Consider the following 14,989-nt stretch of genomic DNA (forward strand, 5'->3'; position numbering starts at 1 on the left):
GCAGGGCGGCGACGGCGGCGTCCACGTCGGGCACCGGGACCACGACCAGGATTCCGCCGTCGCCCCGGCCCACCGGCAGCACCGCCTCGGCGGCGCGGCGGCCGAGCACCGCGAGGACGGTCTCGCCGCCCTGGTCGAAGCTGGCGTACTCGACATCCGGGACCACGGTCTCCGGCTTGCCGAGCAGGTCGCGGTAGAAGTCGACGGTCGCCGGGAAGTCGTCGGCGACGACGCGCGCGTGCACACTCACGTCCCGACCCTAGCCCTCCTCGGCTGCCGGCTGGCTCGCCGCCCATTCGCAGATCGCCGCGAGCGGCTTCTCCAGGGTGTGCCCGAGGTCGGTGAGCTCGTACTCGACGTGCTGCGGGGCGCTGGCCTTGACCACCCGGCGGCGCACCAGGCCGTCGGCCTCCATCCCGCGCAGCGTCTCGGTAAGCACCTTCTGGCTGATGCCGGGCAGGCGGCGGCGCAGTTGGGCGTGCCGCTGCGGCCCGGCCAGCAGCGCGTAGATCAGCAGGACCCGCCACTTGGCCGCGAACCGTTCGAGGGCCTGCCGGGTCGAACAGCTCTCCTGAAGTACGTCGGGGATGACGAGAACCATCGGACCTCCCGATCGGCGGATCGCCGGCAAGGGCACCGGAAAGTGCCTTCTGGTCGGTGCCGGCCGGCCGCCCTAGCGTCGGCGCCAAGCCTAGTTCCTCGACGCCGATCGGATGGTCGACCCGTGACCGAGTTCCGCATCCACACCTACACCGCCGCCGAGAGCGGCATCTTCGCCAACAGCTATCTGCTGGAGACCGCCGACGGGGTGATGCTCGTCGATGCCAACCTGCTGGTCTCCGACGCGCGGGCCCTCGCGGCCCGGCTGACGGCGCTGCGCAAGCCGCTGCTGGCCGCGTTCGTCACCCACGCCCACCCGGACCACTTCAACGGCCTGCCGTACGTGGTGGCCGACGACGTGCCGGTCCACGCCAGCGCGGCGGTGGCCGAGGCGATCGCCGAGGCGGCCGAGCCGAAGCGGGCGCAGTGGCAGCCCGTGTACGGCGACGAGTGGCCGGACCGGTACCGCGTGCCGGAGCACGTGGTGCCGGCCGGCGGCACGGTCGAGCTGGGCGGGCTGCGGATCGCGGTGCACGACGTCGGCGCGGCGGAGAGCCACGCCGACTCGTACCTGCTGGTCACCGGCGGTGAACGGCGGGTGGCCTTCATCGGCGACCTCGCCTTCGACGGCACCCACGCCTACACCGCCGACGGGCACACCGGCCGCTGGCTGGCCGCCCTCGACCGGCTGGACGGTGAGCTGGGCGGGCTCCGGCTCTATCCGGGGCACGGCGCGCCGAGCGACGGGAGCCTGCTCGCCGCGCAGCGGCGTTACCTGCTGATGTACCGGGAGGCGGTGCGCCGGATCGCCGACGGCGCACCGGCGCTCAGCGACGCCCAGCGGCAGGAACTGACCGGGCTGATGACCCGGTTCCTGCCGGACGCCCCGCTGGACTGGCTGGTCGGCCTGGGCGCCGACGCGGTCGCCACCGAGCTGGCCGCCGAAGCGGTGCCCGCCGAGCTGGCCGCCGAAGCGGTGCCCGCCGGGCCGGCCGCCGAGGCGGTGCCCGCCCGATGAGCGGCCAGGAGCGCGGGAGCGTCCCGCCCGAGCGGGTCACCTTCACCAGCGAGGGCATCGAGCTGGTCGGTGAGCTGCGGCTGCCGGCCGTGGCCGGGCCGGCGCCGGCGGTCGCCCTCACCGGCCCGTTCACCGGCGTCAAGGACCAGGTCGCCGGGGTGTACGCGGACCGGCTCGCCCGCGCCGGCTTCGTCACCCTCGCCTTCGACCATCGGGGCTTCGGGGAGAGTGGCGGCCGGCCGGGGCACGAGGACAGTCAGGGCAAGCTCGCCGACCTGCGGGCGGCCGTCGAGCTGCTGCGGTCCCGGCCGGAGGTGGACCCGGGCCGGATCGGCCTGGTCGGGGTCTGCCTCGGCGGCGGCTACGCGGTCCGGGCCGCCGCGGAGAACCCCCGGGTGCGGGCGGTCGTCGGCATCGCCGGCGGCTACAACAGCCCGGCCTGGTTCGTCGAGCGGATGGGGGCCGACAGTTACCGGTCGGCGCTCGCCGGCTTCCTCGACGGGTACGACGAGTTCCTGCCCGCCGTGGCGCCCGGCGGCGCGGAGGCGGCGATGGGCGGTGACGAGCCGTACGCCTACTACGGCACCGAACGGTCCGCCTCGCCGCACTGGCGCAACCGGGTGACCCGGGGCTCGCTGCACGCGCTGATGACGTTCGACGCGCTCGGCGCGGCCCCGCTGCTCGCCGCGACCCCGCTGCTCGTGGTGCACGGCCGGGCCGACGCCTACTGCGCGCCGGAACTCGCCGCCGAGCTGCACCGCCGGGCCCCCGGCGAGAAGGAACTCGTCTGGCTGGACGCCGGGCGGCACATCGACCTCTACGACGTCGAGCCGTACGTGACCGAGGCGGTGGACGCGGCTGCCGCCTTTTTGCACCGGCATTTCGGTTGAGGCGGCGGCCGGAGGTCCCGGACCTCCGGTGCCCCGACCGGCCGGGACGAGTCCCTGCGGGTCGCCGCCGGTCAGGCCGCCGGGCAGGCGTTGTCGGCCTTCCGCTTGGCGATCGCCTTGTCCGGGCCGGCGGCGTACTCGGCGAGGGTCTCCCCGCCCGGGTCGTACCGCCAGGTCTTGCCGGTCTGGCGTATCGCGCTGTGTCCGGTGCGGCCGGCGTGGCGCCAGGTCAGCTCGACCAGCTCCATGCTCGCCGGCTTGACGTCCTGGAGCTCGATCCGGTCGCCCTTGAAGAGCGGGCAGGCCTGGTTCACCTTCGCGAAGTCCTTCTTGCTGATCTCCTTCTTCGCGGCGTCGGTCCAGAGTGCGTACGCGCCGGCCCAGTCGCCGGCGGCGAGCAGGTCGAACTGCTTGTTGGCGACCTCCAGCGCCTCGGCGACGTTCGGGCCGATCGGCACCGGGGTCTGGGTGCCGGTCGCGGCCGGCTGGACGGTCCCGGGCGGGTACGTGACCCGGTCGGTGCCGCATCCGCTGGCCAGGGTCAGGATGGCCACGCCGATCAGCGCGCCGGTGGTCCAGCGCATGGGCAAACCTCCGTTGAGTTATCGACTGCTGTCGCTGGGAGCGTTCCCAGACCTGGCAGTCTGGCACCGTCGGCCGCCCGCATCAACCCCTCGCCGGGACCGGCCGGCGCACGGGCTCCGGTCACCACCCGCCCGGTGGTCCCGGGGCGGTTCCCAGCCGAGGCCCCCGGTGGTTCCATTGTGGATGCACGGACTCGTCCGTTCACCCACCGGGAGGGCTCATGTCCCTACGCAGAGTCGTATCATCGCTGGCCGCCGCCGGATGCCTGCTGGCCGCCGGGCTGTCGGTCGGGCCGGGGCCGGCGACGGCGGCCCCCACCACCACGGCCGTGTTCAACAACCCGGTCGGCACGGCGGCCGAGAAGGCCGCGATCCAGACCCGCCTCGTCGAGCTGATCGACGGCGCGCCGGCCGGCTCCCGGATCCGGATGGCCATGTACTACGCCACCGACGCCACCGTGCCGAACGCCCTGATCGCCGCCAGGAACCGGGGGGTGAACGTCCAGGTCGTCTTCAACGACAACGACCGGACCAAGGCGCCGTACGCCGCCCTGGTGACCGCCCTCGGCACCAGCCTCAGCGCCTCGTCGTGGATCCTGTTCTGCCCGGCCGGCCGGGGCTGCATCGGCAACCGGGTGCTGGGCAGCGTCGACTCGATCAACCACAACAAGTTCTTCCTCTTCTCCAGCACCCAGGGTGCCGCGAACGTGGTGGTCCAGTCGACGGCCAACCTGCACACCGGCCGGGACGGCCTGGGCGGCTGGAACGCGGCGCTGGTCCTGGTCGGCAACACCGGCATCTACAACGCCTACAGCGGCTACTTCGACGACCTCAAGGCGCGGGTGGTCAACAACAACTACTACGACACCGGGCGGCCGGCGGTCACCTCCGGCACCGCGAAGATCCATTTCTTTCCACGGCAGGAGAGCAACGGGCAGCCGTACAGCGACCCGGGCGAGGACACCATCGCCACCGTGCTGGACAACGTGGCCTGCTTCGGCAACTCGGTGGTGGGCACCCAGGACGGCACCCACCGCACCATCATCCGGGTCAACCAGACCATCTTCAGTCGCACGTACCTCGCCGCGAAGCTGTGGGCGCTGGACAAGGCCGGTTGCTACGTCGAGGTGGTCGAGCGGTACGACCCGGGCAGCAGCTCCGAGGTCACCGCCATGAAGAACCTGCTGGCCGCCACCACCAGCGGGTACGGCGGCCCGGTCGTGCGGTACTACTGCGCCGGCGACAGCGTCTGGACGCACAGCAAGTACCTGCAGGTCGAGGGGAACTACTACGGCGGCGCGGACCGGACCATCACCTGGGTCGGCAGCCACAACCTCAGCTACAACTCGCTGCGGCAGTCCGACGAGACGCTGCTGCAACTGGAGGACAACACCGTGTTCGACGCCTTCCGGACCAACTTCCGGACGGTCCGCGACACCCCGGGCATCCGGTCGGTCGCCAACGGCGGCACGGCCGGCTGCTCCTGACCGGGTCACGCCTGGCGGACGGCTACGGCACCCGGACCGGCGGCCGCCCCGTCGGCCCGGGTGCCGGCGTGGACGGCCGGCACCGGCGCGCGACCGCGTCGGTGGGGCGCCGGGCGGTGGGGCGTCGGGCGCCGGGGCGCCGGGCGCCGGGGCGGGTCAGCGGGTGGCCCGGGCGACCAGCGGGATGCCCTCGCGGTAGCTGGGCACGGCCGGCGCCCAGCCCAGCTCGCGCTTGGCCTTGGCGTTGGAGACGCGCATCGAGGTGGTCATCATGGCGTGGAGGTAGGGGATCGGCCGCAGCACCCAGCTCGGCACCCGCCACGGCCGGCGCGCCCCGAACGCGGCGGCCAGCGTGTCCAGGTACTCGCCCCAGCGCACCGGCTCGTCGTCGACGATGTTGTACGCCTGCCCGGCGCGCCCCTTCTCCAGGGCGGCCACGGTCGCGGCGGCGGCGTCCTCCAGGTAGATGAAGGTGGTGTGACCGGCGGACGAGGGCACCGGCAGCCGGCGCTTGCGCACCAGGTTGACGATCATCCGGGTCATGCTGTCCTGGCCGTAGAAGAAGCCGTAGCGCAGCGCCACGCCCGCGATCCCGTCGGCGGAGAAGGTCTGCTCCTCGGCGGAGCGCATGGCCGCCACCGCGCTGCCCAGCATGCCGCCGACGGGCTCGCCGAACGGGTCGTCCTCGGTGAGCACGCGGGGGCCGTGATCGCGGTAGCCGTACCCCAGCATGATCGACTGGGTGACGAAGCGGTGGGCGCCGACCGCCCGGGCCGCCGCGAGCAGGTTGGCGGTGCCGGTGGTACGCAACTCGTTCGTGCCCCGCATGGCGTCGCGCAGCTTCGGGCTGCCCAGTGCGGTCAGCTCGTGCACGACCGCGTCGGCCCGTACGTCCCGGACCGCGGCGAGCAGGTTCTCCCGGTCCAGCACGTCGGCCACCACGGCCTCGGCGCCGGCGTGGCGCAGCCGCTCGGCGTTGGCCGGGCTGCGGCTGATGCCGACCACCTGGTGGCCGGCGGCGATGAGCTGGCGGGTGAGGGGCGTGCCGATCGCACCCGAGGCGCCGGCGAGCAGGACTCTCATGGCGGTTCCCTTCTGCAGGTCTCACCCGGATGGACGAGGTACCGGTCCGGGCTGTGATGACCGGGCGGTGTGTCGCCCCGCACAGCCGGAAACCGGACCGCGCCGCCCGGCGGCCACCCACGGGATCGGCACCATGGGTCGGACCTCCGCCATCATCGCCCCGCCGCGCTCCCGACCGGGGCGCTTCCGCTCATCGTGACCAGCCGCCGCGCCAGCTCATCGTGACCAGCCGCGGCGTCAGCTCATGGTGACCAGTCGCCGCGTCAGCTCATCGTGACCAGCCGCTGCGTCAGCGGGAAGGCGGCCGTCGGGCCGCGCGGTGGGCCCTCAGGACTCCGGGTCCGCGTCCGCCGGCAGGCTGTCCATGAACGAGCTGACCGAGAAGACCGCCCGGCCGGCGCCGGGCGGGCCGTACCCGGGCGGGCTGGACAGGCCGTTGGCCTTCATGGTCGCGGCGTAGGCCTCCAGCAGCCGGATGTGGTATTCGAGCGGCGCGCCCTGCGGGTTGGTCCGGCCGAGCGGCGTGGTGGGCTCCGGGCACCAGGTGGTGAACCGCGGGGTGATGCCCCGGGACATGAAGTACTGCAGGCCCTCGGTGGTGGAGTCGATCGCCTCGTCCACGCTGGTGAAGCCGTACGGGGCGGCCATCTCGACGCCCGCGACGAAGTTCGGGATGACGTTGCGCGGCCCGAAGATCTCGGCGGAGTCGAGGATCCGCCGGTGCCACTCCTCCCGACCCACGTAGCGCTCCTTGCCGGGGCAGTAGAGCTCGAACAGCCGCTTGTCCCACACCTCGTAGTTGGGGTGGTAGATCCGGATGCCGTAGTCGTGGAACCGCTGCACGTCGGCCCGCGGCAGCGCCTGCGCGACCACCTTGCCGATCCACCGGCCCGGGAACCGCTCCTCGATCGCCTGGGCGTACCGGCCGTAGAAGTCGGCCTCGGCCAGCCCGTCGACCTTCGAGGTGATGCTGCCGCCGGTGAGGGTGTACGCCTGCGACGCGCCGGTGGTGTCGTGCCGGTCGATGATCTCCAGCGCCTCGAGCACCTCCTCGACGGGCTTGACCCCGGTGTACGGGCGGCCGGCCTGCTTGTGCTGACGCCAGTTGTGGTTGATGTCGCAGTACTGGCACTCCTCCTTCGCGCCGAAGTACTGGCAGACCCGGAACACCGTCAGGTAGATCAGGTAGCCCCACTGGATCGTCGGCGCGACCTCCATCACCGACTTCCCGTTCGCGAGGGTGTGCCGGTAGTAGTCCGGCATCGGGGGCAGCCCGACGTCGGCGATCGGCCGGCCGTCCAGGAACAACCGCAGCCGGCCGTCGCCGTCGTCCTTGACCCGGTACGGCGAGTCGGGGTTGGTCCGCACCGAGACGACCGTGCGGCGCAGCTCGTACGGGCCGCCGGTGAGCACGATCTCCTCCGGCGGCCGGCGCAGCGCGGCGGTGCCCAGGTCGGGCAGCGTCCGGTGGTCGAAGGAGAAGATGAAGTAGGACTTGGGCTTGACGGCCCCGCTCTCGTTGTCGGTCAACGCCGAGTCGTCGAACGCCAGGCCGCCCCGAAGCAGGTCCTCCTTGATCACCGCCTCTTTCGGCACATGGGGAAAACGCCCCATCAGGTCCTCGATGAGATCGGTGCGCGACTGCATGCGCCCTCCCTGGCGGTTGTGCGCGAAGGCCCCGAGGCGGTGCACGGGGCCTGAGGTGGGTCGGGGGAGACTCCCTGCTGCCTCCAAGCTAGTCGGCCCGCGTGCGCCGTACGGATCGGTCAGCCCGTGGTTGTTCCCTGCGTCACGTCCCCCACACCCGCTACCTGCCGTGCGGGTCGGCCGCGTTGAGCGTCGCGACGACCTGGTCGTAGTCGCCGCGCGCCTCCCCGTACCGGAGGAACTTCACCCGCTCGACCTGGATTTCCCGGGCGTCGGGCTGCGCCTCGAGCAGCGTCATGACCTCCGCCACGAACTCGTCCAGCGGCATGGCGAACTCGCTGGTCTCCTGCCCGGGCAGCAGCGCGGTGCGGACCGCCGGCGGCTCCAGCTCGACGACCTTGACGGTGGTGTCGGCCAGTTGCAGCCGGAGCGACTCGCTGAGCATGTGGATCGCGGCCTTCGACGCGTTGTAGCTGGGCGTGGCCTTCAGCGGCGTGAACGCCAGACCCGAGGAGACCGTGACGATGGTGGCGTCCGGCCGGGTCCGCAGGTGCTCGACGAAGGCGGCGATCAGCCGGATCGGGCCGAGCAGGTTGGTCGTGACGGTCGCCTCGGCCGAGGCGAGGAACGTCTCGGGCCGGTGCCAGTCCTCGACCCGCATGATGCCGGCCATGGTGATCAACACGTCGAGGTCCGGGTGCCGGGCCAGCACCTGCTTCGCGGCGGCGTCGATGCTGGCGGGATCCGCCGTGTCGATCTCCACGGTGTCGATGCCGGGGTGCTCCGCCGCGATCCGCGCGAGCAGGTCGGCGCGCCGCCCGCCGACGATGACCGTGTTGCCCTTGGCGTGCAGGGCGAGGGCGAGGGCGAGGCCGATCCCGCTCGTCGAGCCCGGGATGAAGACGGTGTTTCCGGAGATGTTCATGGTCTGAGGATCGCCGTTCGTGCCCGGCTGGGGGCAGAGAGCGGTTATCGGGGGATCGGCGATCCCTGGTTGGCCGGGTCGCCGGGCGGATACTCGGCGCATGGACCGTGCAGCCCTGGCCGACTTCCTGCGCCGCCGCCGCGAGGCGTTGCGGCCCGCGGACGTCGGGTTGCCGGCCGGCGCCCGCCGCCGCGCGCCCGGCCTGCGGCGGGAGGAGGTCGCCGCCCTGGCCGCCATGTCGACCGACTACTACACCCGGCTGGAGCAGCAGCGCGGCCCGCAGCCGAGCGCCCAGCTGCTCGCCGCCCTGGCCCGGGCGCTGCGGCTGACCGGCCAGGAACGCGACTACCTGTTCCGGGTGGCCGGCCAGAACCCGCCGACGCCGGTCGTCGCCGCCACCCACGTCGCCCCGGCGCTGCTGCGGGTGCTGGACCGACTCGACGACACCCCGGCGCTCATCCTCTCCAATCTGGGGGAGACCCTCGTGCAGAACCGGATGGCGGCAGCCCTGTTAGGCGACAAATCGGGCTACACGGGGCTGGCCCGCAGCGAGATCTACCGGTGGTTCACCGACCCCGCCGAGCGGCTGCGCTACCCGGAGGACGACCGAGACCGGCAGAGCCGCGCCCAGGTCGCCAACCTGCGCGTCGCGTACGGGTCGATGGGTCCCCGGTCGCGGGCCGGCGAGCTGGTGCGGGCGCTGCAGCAGGCGAGCCCGGAGTTCGCCGAGCTGTGGCAGCGGCACGAGGTCGCCAGCCGGTTCGCCGACCACAAGACCCTCATCCACCCGGAACTCGGCCCGATCGAGCTGGACTGCCAGGTGCTCTTCACCGAGGACCAGTCCCAGGCGCTGCTCGTGCTGACCGCCCCGCCGCGCAGCGAGGGCGACGAGAAGCTGCGGCTGCTCGCCGTGCTGGGCCACGAGCGGTTCCCCGCCGACCGGCCCCTGGGGTAGGACGCGACGTTGCCATCCATTGCCATGATTGGGCGGTGGTGTGGAACGACGTGATCGATCACGGCAGCGCAACCCCCCATCCGGACCAGGCCGCCCGCGGCGGCCGGCTGGACGCCCGCGCCAACCTGCTCATCGCCGAGTACCACGCGATCCGGGCCGTGGTGGCGCAGAAGTCGTCGGCGTCGCACGCGCTCGTCGGGGCGTACCTGACCGTGGTGGCGGTGCTCCTCGGCTTCGTGGTGGCGAATCGCGCCGACCCGCGGCTGCTGGTCACCGTGCCCATCCTGGCCGCCAGCTCCGGGATCACCATCCTGCGCCGCCGCCGCGACCGGGAGGCGGCGAACCGGTACATCCTCGACGTCCTGCGGCCGATCGCCGTCGAGTGCTCCGGTGACGAACGCATCCTCACCTGGGAGGACTTCTACGCCCGGCACCGGGACGAGCGGTCCCTGCGGTACGAGTTCGGCTTGCAGCTGGTCTTCCCGCTCTCCGCGGCCGCCGCCCTGATCGCCACCCTGCCACTGCTGGACTCGGTCGGCGACTGGCTGGCCTGGCTGGCCGGACTGCTCTTCCTCGGCGCGCTGCTCTACACCTACGTGGAGCAGAACCGGACCCACCTGGCCCGGGCCGCCGGTGCGGCGGGTACCTCCTGCCGGTTGATCGTCGCGAGGCTGCGCGGGCGGTAGGCCGCCGCCTCGCCACCGCCGCCGGCCAGCCCTCGTAGGGTGGCGGGGCAGCACCCGGGTCCAGGGGAGGGAACAGATGCGTGCCGAGTTGACCGTCCCGCCCGCCGTCGAGGCGGAACGGGTGATCACCGCCGTGCTCGCCGACCTGCGCTCCGGCGGGCACCGCGGCGTGGTGGTCGACTCCCCACCGGGCGCCGGCAAGTCCACCCTCGTGGTCCGCGCCGCCGCCGAACTCGCCGCCACCGGCGACCCGCTGATCATCGTGGCGCAGACCAACGAGCAGGTCGACGACCTCGTCGACCGCCTGGCCCGCACGGCACCCGAGCTGCGGATCGGCCGGCTCTCCGCCGCCGACTACCGGCCGTCGGCGCGGGTCCGGGAGCACGCCGGGGTCCGGGTCGCCGCGAAGGTCGCCGACCTGGGCGGTCCGGCCGTGACCATCGGTACGGCCGCCAAGTGGGCCACCGTCACCGAGGGCCGCTGGCCGTGGGCGATCGTCGACGAGGCGTACCAGATGCGCTCCGACGCCCTGCTGCGGGTGGCCGGACGCTTCGAGCGGGCGCTGTTCGTCGGCGACCCGGGCCAGCTCGACCCGTTCTCCACGGTCGAGACGGCCCGCTGGACCGGCCTCACCTGGGACCCGATGCAGTCGGCGGTGGCCACCCTGCTGCGGCACAACCCGGACCTGCCGGTGCACCGGCTGCCGGTGTCCTGGCGGCTGCCCGCCACGGCCGCGCCGCTGGTGGCCGCCGCCTTCTACCCGTTCACCGGGTTCCGCGCCGGCACCGGCCCGACCGAGCGGGCGCTGACCCTCACCGAACCGGGCCCGGGCGACCCGCTGGACGCCGCCCTGGAACTGGCCGCCGCGTCCGGCTGGGCGCTCTACGAACTGCCCGAGCGGCACACCCCCCGTACCGATGCGGAGGCCGTCACCGCCTGCGCGGACCTCGCGCTGCGGGCGCTGCGCCGGGGTGCGGTCGCCCGCTCCGAGCAGGCTCCCGGCGGCGCGCCGGTGACCGCCGGCCGGATCGCCGTCGGCGCCGCGCACCGCGACCAGGCCGCGGCGATCCGCGCCCGGCTGGGCACGGCGGGCGCGGACGTCACGGTCGACACCGCCAACCGCCTCCAGGGCCGGGAGTACGACCTGACGATCGTGCTGCACCCGCTGTCGGGGCGGCGGGACGCGACCGCGTTCCACCTGGAGACCGGGCGGCTGTGCGTGCTGGCGTCCCGGCACCGGCACGCGTGCGTGGTGGTGGCGCGGGCCGGGATCCCGGAGCTGCTGGACGCGCACCCGTCGACCGAGCGGGTGCACCTGGACGTGCCGGTGAAGTTCCCGGACGGCTGGGAGGCGCACCAGCGGGTGCTCGCCCACCTGGACGCCCTGGCCGTCCGGCCCCGACGAGCGGCGGCCCCGGCGGCATGATCGTCGGTGGACCCGCGCGACGGGAGGGGCCGCTGTCGGCCCGGCGTACCGGCTGGCGGCGGTGCGTTAGACAGGGATCATGACCTTGAGCGTGCTGCCCTGGCTGGGCGGGGGTGTCGTGGCGCTGGCCGCGGGCTTCGCCGCCGCGTTGCTGCCCCGGCGCCGCGCCCGCGCCGAGAACCGGCGGGTGGCCTGGTCGTCGGCGCGGGCGGCGATCCACGACGCCGGGGTCAGCCGGGACGCCGCCCGGACTCCGGTGCCCGAGGCGGACCGGCTGCTGGCCCGCGCCGAGCTGCTCGCGGCCGCACGCGGCGGCGCGGACGCGGCCCGGGAGGCCGCCGAGCACGCCCGCCGCGCCGACGAGATGTGGCGGCGCGGCCGGTGAGGGCGGGTCGGGACGTGCTGCGCTGGTCGCTGCTGGGGGTTGCGGTGGCCGTGCTGGCGGTGTTCCTGGCGGCGCAGCGGCAGAGCGTGACGGTCAGCTACGGGCGCTCACCGTCGTCGGCCACGCTCTCCGACGAGGGCTCCGCCGGTGAGCTGAGCGACGCCACCGTCCCGTCGGTGGCGGAGATGACCGCGCTCGTCGCGGCCGACCCGGTGGTCCGGCTGCCCGGGGCGGTCGCGCACTGGGACGAGGCCCGGGTGCGCGCCGCCATCGACGGTGCCGACACCCGGATCCTGGTCGCGCCGCCCGGCCTGGACGAAGCGGAACGGCGGCGGGTGAAGGACGTGCAGAACGCCACCATCCGGATCGTCGGCACCGAGGTCAGCGGCGACCCGTACGTGGCCGCGCCGGACGACCTGCCGGGCTGGCGGGCGCAGTTCGCCACCGGCGACGTGACCGGGCAGGTGCTCGCCCTGCTTGCCGGGCTACGCAAGCAACCGTCCCCACCGGACCGCGACGACCTGCGGTGGCGGGAGCCGGCGGCCGCGGAGCTGGCCCCGGTCACCGACGCGCTGCGCGCCACCGGCCGGTACGTCGGGCCCGGCGCCACGCTGCCCCGGCTGCCGCAGGAGGCCGCCCGGGAGGCGTTCCCGGGCGGGGCGTGGTTCGTGGTGCTGCCGGCCCAGCCGTACGGCAGGGCGCTGCCCGCGTACGGGCCGGCGCTGCACCGGCTCGCCCCGGAGCGGCCGGTGGTGGTGATGTACGGCGACTGGATCGAGTACCACGGTCCCGGCGCGGCGGACTTCGCCGAGGTGGCCGGGGCCAGCTTCTACGCGCAGTACGGCGGCCGGCTCAGCCGCTACGCCTATCCCCAGCTCAACGTGCTCGGCGCGTACCTGGCCCGGGTGACCGACGTGCGGTACGCGGGACTGTTCGACCGGCCGCTGCCGTACCGGCCGTTCGACCCGCTGCGGGTGGCGCTGCCGGCGCTGCCCTGGCTCTTTGCCGGCTGCGTGGCCGGGTTCGTGGTGTTGTCGATCCGTACCGTGCGCGGCGCCGGTCCGGGTCGGCCGGGCGAGGTCGGGCCGGCTGGTGCCCCGGCCCGGCTGGCCGGGCTGTCCGCGCTGGCCGTGGAGCTGTCCCTGCTCACCGACGCCCGCAGCGACCCGGCGCTGGTACGGGGCGTGGCCCGGCTGCGCGCGGCCCGGTCCGCGCTGGACGACGGCCTGCCCGACCGGCACGTACGCGGACTGCTGGCCGACGCGGCGGCCGAGCTGGACCAGGTGGCCCGGGACGTGCGGATGCCCGGTTACCGGCCGGACGTCTACCTGCGGGGGACCCTCTCGTGATCGCCACCGCGCGCCGGCTGCTCGGCCGGCTGGTCGGCACCGGGTTCGGCCGGGCGGTGCTGGCCTGCCTGGCGCTGGCCGGCTGGGCGCTGTGGTCCGGCGGCCTGCTCGACGGCCCGGTGGCCCGGCACGTGCGGGTCTCGTCGGTCTACGCGGCACCGGGCGTCGACCTGGACCGGGCCGCGGCCGAGCGGGTCGTCGGCAACCGTCGGCTGGTGGTCCTGCTCATGGCGCCCGGGGCTGACCTGCGCGAGGCGTGCGCCGACACCGAACGCACCACCCAGGGCACGCTGGTGCTGGCGATGAGCCGGGACGGCGAGGACTGGGACACCTACGGCTGCTCCCGCGTCGGTGGCGACAGCCCGCGCGACATCGGCCGGTCGCTGGTCGCGGAGACCGTGATCAGCCAGGGCGCGGACGCGTTCGTGGACCGGCCGATCGAGGCGCTGAAGGTGATCGTGCTCAACTACGACCGGTTGGTCCGGACCGGCCTGCTGCCCGACGGCGCGCGGACCATCAATCCGTCGCTGCCCCGCTATCTGCTGGCCGGCGGCGCGGTCGTCGGGGTGGTGGCCGGCGCGGCGGCGCTCTGGCTGGGCGGCCGGCGGGCCGGCCGGCTGGCCGACGCGCGGCGGGCCGTGCGGGACGCGCGCGCCGACGAGCGGGCCGCGTTGGGCGCGGCCACCGCGGTGCTGGCCCAGCAGATCATCGACCTGGATCGGGCCGGCGGGCCGGTCGGGCCGGCGTACCGGCGGTTGGCCGGCGACTATGTCGGGCTGCTGGACGAGGTGTCCGACCCGACCTCCGGGGGCTCGGTGGGCCGGCTGCGCGAGCGGGTCGAGGAGCTGAGCCGGCGGGCGGCGGACCTGGCGGACGACGCGGCGTCCGGTCGGGGCGCGGGCGGGGCGTCCGGTCGGGGCGCGGGCAGGGCGTCCGGTCGGGATGTCGGCGGGGCGTCCGGTCGGGGTGCCGGCGGGGCGTCCGGGACCAGGGTCGGCGCCATCCCCGGTGCCAGGTCAGGGCGGAAGCGGGCCCGCGGGCGAGGCCGGCGGTGAAATGACCGGGCGCCGCGGGCCGGGGCGGGCTTGCCGTCTCGGCGCAGGCTCCCGGCGGCGCGCGGGTCACGGCCGGTCGGATCGCCGTTGGTGCCGCGCACCGGAAGGAGGCGGCGGCGATCCGCGCGGCTCGAGGCGGCGCGACGCCGCGGGTCACCTCGCCAGCAACTGGTAGGCGAAGGCGCCGGCCTGCAGGCCGATGTAGTTGCCGGCGGCGATCAGCAGGAGCGGCGCGTACGCGGCGGGCCCGGGTAGCCGGCCCGAGTCGCGTGCCGCCCGGACCAGGTCCCGGCCGAGGGCGGCGGCCCGTATCCAGCACAGGGCCACGGTCAGCAGCGTCATCAGGGTGATCGCGTCGCTGATGGTGGCCAGCAGGTCGGGGAAGCCGTAGCGGGCCGGGTCGCGGCCGGCCGCGACGAACAGGTGCTCGCCCATCCGGAAGCCCAGGGCGGTGCCCAGGATCGCCCCGATCGCCGAGAACTCGCCGACGTGGGTGAGGAAGCCGCGGGCCGCCGGCACCGTCACCGGGAGCATGAGGACCGTGACGAGCTGGGTCAGCGTGGAGACCGCCAGGAACACCACCACGGCCGCGACCACGGCGGTGACGGTGCGCCACGGGTCCGGGATCAGCGCCGGATCGTCGACGTACCTGGCGGCCAGGTGCCCGCCGAGGACCACGAGTCCCATCAGGACGGCCATGACGAGCGCCGCCGGGTTGGTCGGGAAGCGGTTGGCCGGCCCGGCGGGCGGCGGTGCCGGTCGTGGCTGCCGGGCCGCGGGCAGCACCGGCCCGCGGCGGGGAACCGGTCGGTTGCGCTTCTGCCGAGCCACCGCGTCAGGGTAGCGGCGGGCGGCGAACGCGCCCGGCCGCCACGGCGCAGGGCGAGGGCGGCGCGGCC

General features: G+C 74.5%; 16 protein-coding genes. 9 read left to right on the forward strand and 7 right to left on the reverse strand.

Features of this window, described 5'->3' with window-relative positions; genetic code table 11:
* Window positions 1-250: VOC family protein (locus tag LQ51_RS33340; protein ID WP_197087580.1), on the reverse strand; the 250-nt coding region annotated here is incomplete at its 3' end.
* Between the two features lie 9 nt (window positions 251-259).
* A complete protein-coding gene (locus LQ51_RS08575) occupies window positions 260-601 on the reverse strand; it encodes a winged helix-turn-helix transcriptional regulator (RefSeq protein WP_046564163.1) in 342 nt (113 codons plus the stop codon).
* 123 nt (window positions 602-724) lie between these two features.
* On the opposite strand from LQ51_RS08575, the gene LQ51_RS08580 reads away from it, so the two are divergent.
* Together LQ51_RS08580 and LQ51_RS08585 are read left to right on the forward strand one after the other, a co-directional pair.
* Window positions 725-1,618: an MBL fold metallo-hydrolase gene (locus LQ51_RS08580; RefSeq protein ID WP_046564164.1), complete on the forward strand. Its 894-nt coding sequence runs from the start codon at window positions 725-727 to the stop codon at window positions 1,616-1,618.
* On the forward strand, window positions 1,615-2,508 hold the full coding sequence (locus LQ51_RS08585; protein ID WP_046564165.1) for an alpha/beta hydrolase: 894 nt from the start codon (window positions 1,615-1,617) through the stop codon (window positions 2,506-2,508). The genes LQ51_RS08580 and LQ51_RS08585 overlap by 4 nt, the downstream gene beginning before the upstream one ends.
* 71 nt (window positions 2,509-2,579) lie before the next feature.
* Here LQ51_RS08585 and LQ51_RS08590 read toward each other — a convergent pair whose 3' ends face one another.
* A complete protein-coding gene (locus LQ51_RS08590; RefSeq protein WP_046564166.1) occupies window positions 2,580-3,092 on the reverse strand; it encodes a hypothetical protein in 513 nt (170 codons plus the stop codon).
* Window positions 3,093-3,313: 221 nt separating this feature from the next.
* Between LQ51_RS08590 and LQ51_RS08595 the strand changes: the two genes are divergently transcribed.
* Entirely contained in the window at window positions 3,314-4,579 is a 1,266-nt protein-coding gene (locus tag LQ51_RS08595; protein ID WP_082159324.1) for a phospholipase D-like domain-containing protein, read from the forward strand.
* Window positions 4,580-4,735: 156 nt separating this feature from the next.
* On the opposite strand, the gene LQ51_RS08600 is transcribed toward LQ51_RS08595, so the two are convergent.
* The 3 genes from LQ51_RS08600 to LQ51_RS08610 all read right to left on the reverse strand — a co-directional run bounded on the left by LQ51_RS08600 (window position 4,736) and on the right by LQ51_RS08610 (window position 8,234).
* Complete coding sequence (locus tag LQ51_RS08600) at window positions 4,736-5,662, reverse strand: NAD-dependent epimerase/dehydratase family protein (RefSeq protein ID WP_046564167.1); 927 nt, start codon at window positions 5,660-5,662, stop codon at window positions 4,736-4,738.
* 327 nt (window positions 5,663-5,989) lie between these two features.
* Window positions 5,990-7,309, reverse strand: a complete 1,320-nt coding sequence (locus LQ51_RS08605; RefSeq protein WP_046564177.1) for a radical SAM protein — start codon at window positions 7,307-7,309, stop codon at window positions 5,990-5,992.
* A 160-nt stretch (window positions 7,310-7,469) separates the two neighbouring features.
* Window positions 7,470-8,234, reverse strand: a complete 765-nt coding sequence (locus LQ51_RS08610; protein WP_046564168.1) for an SDR family oxidoreductase — start codon at window positions 8,232-8,234, stop codon at window positions 7,470-7,472.
* A 100-nt stretch (window positions 8,235-8,334) separates the two neighbouring features.
* Between LQ51_RS08610 and LQ51_RS08615 the strand changes: the two genes are divergently transcribed.
* The 6 genes from LQ51_RS08615 (at window position 8,335) to LQ51_RS08640 (ending at window position 14,090) form a co-directional block, all read left to right on the forward strand.
* Window positions 8,335-9,189, forward strand: coding sequence for an MmyB family transcriptional regulator (locus LQ51_RS08615; protein WP_046564169.1), 855 nt, complete (start codon window positions 8,335-8,337; stop codon window positions 9,187-9,189).
* Between the two features lie 35 nt (window positions 9,190-9,224).
* Window positions 9,225-9,875, forward strand: a complete 651-nt coding sequence (locus tag LQ51_RS08620; RefSeq protein ID WP_046564170.1) for a hypothetical protein — start codon at window positions 9,225-9,227, stop codon at window positions 9,873-9,875.
* A 76-nt stretch (window positions 9,876-9,951) separates the two neighbouring features.
* A complete protein-coding gene (locus tag LQ51_RS08625; protein WP_046564171.1) occupies window positions 9,952-11,301 on the forward strand; it encodes an AAA family ATPase in 1,350 nt (449 codons plus the stop codon).
* 79 nt (window positions 11,302-11,380) lie between these two features.
* Window positions 11,381-11,686 (forward strand): DUF6403 family protein, encoded by a 306-nt coding sequence (locus LQ51_RS08630; protein ID WP_046564172.1) that lies wholly within the window; start codon window positions 11,381-11,383, stop codon window positions 11,684-11,686.
* Window positions 11,683-13,035, forward strand: a complete 1,353-nt coding sequence (locus tag LQ51_RS08635; RefSeq protein ID WP_082159325.1) for a hypothetical protein — start codon at window positions 11,683-11,685, stop codon at window positions 13,033-13,035. Before LQ51_RS08630 ends, LQ51_RS08635 begins: the two co-directional genes overlap by 4 nt.
* A complete protein-coding gene (locus tag LQ51_RS08640) occupies window positions 13,032-14,090 on the forward strand; it encodes a hypothetical protein (protein ID WP_046564174.1) in 1,059 nt (352 codons plus the stop codon). Before LQ51_RS08635 ends, LQ51_RS08640 begins: the two co-directional genes overlap by 4 nt.
* A 153-nt stretch (window positions 14,091-14,243) precedes the next feature.
* Here LQ51_RS08640 and LQ51_RS08645 read toward each other — a convergent pair.
* A partial coding sequence (locus tag LQ51_RS08645; RefSeq protein WP_231605598.1) for a hypothetical protein occupies window positions 14,244-14,989 on the reverse strand: 746 nt, incomplete at its 5' end.

The organism is Micromonospora sp. HK10, from assembly GCF_000982955.1.
In the GTDB taxonomy this organism is placed as follows: Bacteria; Actinomycetota; Actinomycetes; order Mycobacteriales; family Micromonosporaceae; genus Micromonospora.